This window comes from Alkaliphilus transvaalensis ATCC 700919, assembly GCF_000621485.1.
GTDB lineage: Bacteria > Bacillota > Clostridia > Peptostreptococcales > Natronincolaceae > Alkaliphilus > Alkaliphilus transvaalensis.
Window position 1 is genome coordinate 1 of the sequence record NZ_JHYF01000033.1, and the last position, 2,403, is coordinate 2,403.

The 2,403-nt window shown below is 36.9% G+C and carries 3 protein-coding genes; all 3 read left to right on the plus strand.

Annotated features, from left to right (window positions below; translation table 11 throughout):
• Positions 1-199, plus strand: a 199-nt coding sequence (locus T335_RS22590; RefSeq protein WP_207640681.1) for a hypothetical protein, incomplete at its 5' end; no start/stop codon positions are given.
• Positions 200-756: 557 nt separating this feature from the next.
• Positions 757-1,326, plus strand: a complete 570-nt coding sequence (locus T335_RS0115265; protein WP_026478306.1) for a hypothetical protein — start codon at positions 757-759, stop codon at positions 1,324-1,326.
• 385 nt (positions 1,327-1,711) lie between these two features.
• The gene (locus T335_RS0115270; protein WP_026478307.1) at positions 1,712-1,909 is read left to right on the plus strand and encodes a PF20097 family protein; all 198 of its coding nucleotides are present in this window, start codon (positions 1,712-1,714) and stop codon (positions 1,907-1,909) included.
• The last annotated feature ends 494 nt before the right edge of the window (positions 1,910-2,403 follow it).

Here is a 2,403-nt window from a genome sequence, read left to right on the forward strand (position 1 = left end):
GTGCTCCGACCCAAACCTTTTCGCTGGGAGACAAGCTCCACCAAGAGGTATTTCTTTGAGGTCCAGCTCAAAGGCTTCGGCAATGCGAAACGTTAGTAGACACATTTTTACTACAGGTAGATGTAGTAGGGAATCTACATATCGTTTAAAAATATATTTTATATTACTAAGGTTAATCCTTACATCGGGAAAAATCTGAAGGGCTTGGTGGAAAAGATCAGGTTTGCTAGGGTCGAACCCTAGGGTTTCGGTGGAAGAGAAAAGCTAATTACAATAATACATTTTGTTATAAAGTGTAGATGTTAGAAAATTAGGTGTAAAAAAGACGTTTGCTAGGGTCAAACTTAAGGGTGTCGGTGGAAAATAAAACTGAATTGTAATAGGGAGTACGAGTAGATATTAGGAATTATTGAAGCTTAAGGGAAATAGGCAGCAGGGTATTCAAAAATGCATCTACTAACACTACATTTGCATAAAGTGCTGGAAGCACGTTTTTAGGGAAAGGTCAGAGCACTACACTCTTCTCACTGGGAGCGAAGCTCCGCCTAATAGGTATTCCTCAGGGGTCCAGTTCGAAGGGGTCGCAAATGCTAGACGTTATCGGAAATATGAGGCGGTCGTCACATCCTGCGGCAGATTAATTGAATGAGTTTGAAATTTTAGTGTTATACTCTGAGTTATTAGACTGCTGATGTTTATGCAAGAAATATAATAGTTCGCGATTTAAGAGAAAATCGTACGTGGAGGAAGAAATACATGAATATTGAACACCGAAAACTTATTGATGAATATAAAAATGCAATAAAGGATTTTATGGATTACACTGAAACCGAGGATTTAATGGGGATTATTCTTAGAGGTCATTTATTTATAGAAAATGAATTAATGACTTTAATTAGTAATGTTCTTGTAAATCCATCTAAAATAAAATTACCATACTTTTCTAATAAATTAGATGCAGCATTTTCTTTAGGGATTATAGAGGAACAGTGGTATGGAGCATTTAAAAAGCTGAACAAAGTAAGAAATAATTATGCGCATGATCTTAGATATGAATTCTCTGAAAATGATTATGAGGATTTAGTTTCAACATTAAGTAAAGATGCTAAGGAAGAATTTATTAAAGATTTAGAAGCTGAAGAGATAGTAAACAGTATAGTTCAAGTGCTTAAAGGTAAGGACAAAAATACAATATCATTAAAAGATAAAACACGAATTTTGCTATCAAATTTCATGACATATTTGAAGTTGCAGAATCTGCAAATTGATTCCGTTTTAAAAGAAATTTACTTACAAAAACAATTACATTTATTGAATAAAGAATAAAAGTAAATTTGCTTATATAAATTTGAGAGCTATTTAATGGATAGATTGTACAGATAAAATAGTTCAAGGGTGCGACGTCCAGTCGCACTCTGGCTTCGGGGGACCTCATACATCCGATAACAGTGTGTTTGCACAAGGCTGCTGGCTGCACGTATTTAGGGAAAGGTCAGCGCACCACATCCCTTTACCGGGAGCGAAGCTCCGCCAAGACGGACTATCTTTGGGGTCCGGTTCAGGGACGTCGCAAACACTGGAACGTTCTCCGAAACCACACGTAAGGTCGCGGCGTCCTGCCGCGATTTTGGAAGAAAAACTTCGAAATGACCAAGTTTTTAATTTAAAAAAATTGATGAATGACATTTTCTACAACAGGAGGTTGAGAGTTATGGAAAAAATTAAATGTAATAAATGTGGTAAAGAAAACATTGTCAAAGGCAATTTGCAGCATTCAGGTAGTGTTTTATTTGTGCCACAAGATCAAAAAGGACTTTATGTAAAAAAAGCATCTGGTATTATTGCTCATGCCTGTAAGGATTGTGGCTGTGTGTTTGACCTTACTTTAGAAAACCCCGAAAAAATATGATTTTAAATAAGTTCAAAAATACTTTATTTAGACTACTCTACACTGTAAAGTTGTAGTTTAAATGATACTATTGTAAACGAGAAAATGTAAAAATATGCAAGTCGCAAATTCAGTAGCTTACATCATTTTTTTTATTATCCAGGGAGAGTTAATCAATGCATTTAAGGGGGCGACGTCCTATCGCCCTCTGAGTCACGGGTCGTGTGGCTACGGAGAACAATGTTTTTGCGCAGGGGTTCTGGAAGTACGCTTTATGGGAAATGTCAGAGCACCACACCACCTCACTGGGTGATAAGCACCGCCAAGGGGGTCCAGTTCGAAGGTGTCGCAAACAGTAGACCGTTCTCCGAAACCATACGCAAAGGTCGCGGCGTCCTGCCGCGGATTGTGTAAGCAAGTTTTATGGGATTTTATTATTGATAATTATAGCATTTTACATAGTAAATTTATCCTTAAAAGAAGGGTGGAAAATAAATGTCTAAAATAGATTTACG

Excerpts from the sequence above, each read along its gene's own strand:
- T335_RS0115265 (WP_026478306.1), top strand. The coding sequence starts at position 757 with ATGAATATTGAACACCGAAAACTTATTGATGAATATAAAAATGCAATA.
- T335_RS0115270 (WP_026478307.1), top strand. The coding sequence starts at position 1,712 with ATGGAAAAAATTAAATGTAATAAATGTGGTAAAGAAAACATTGTCAAA.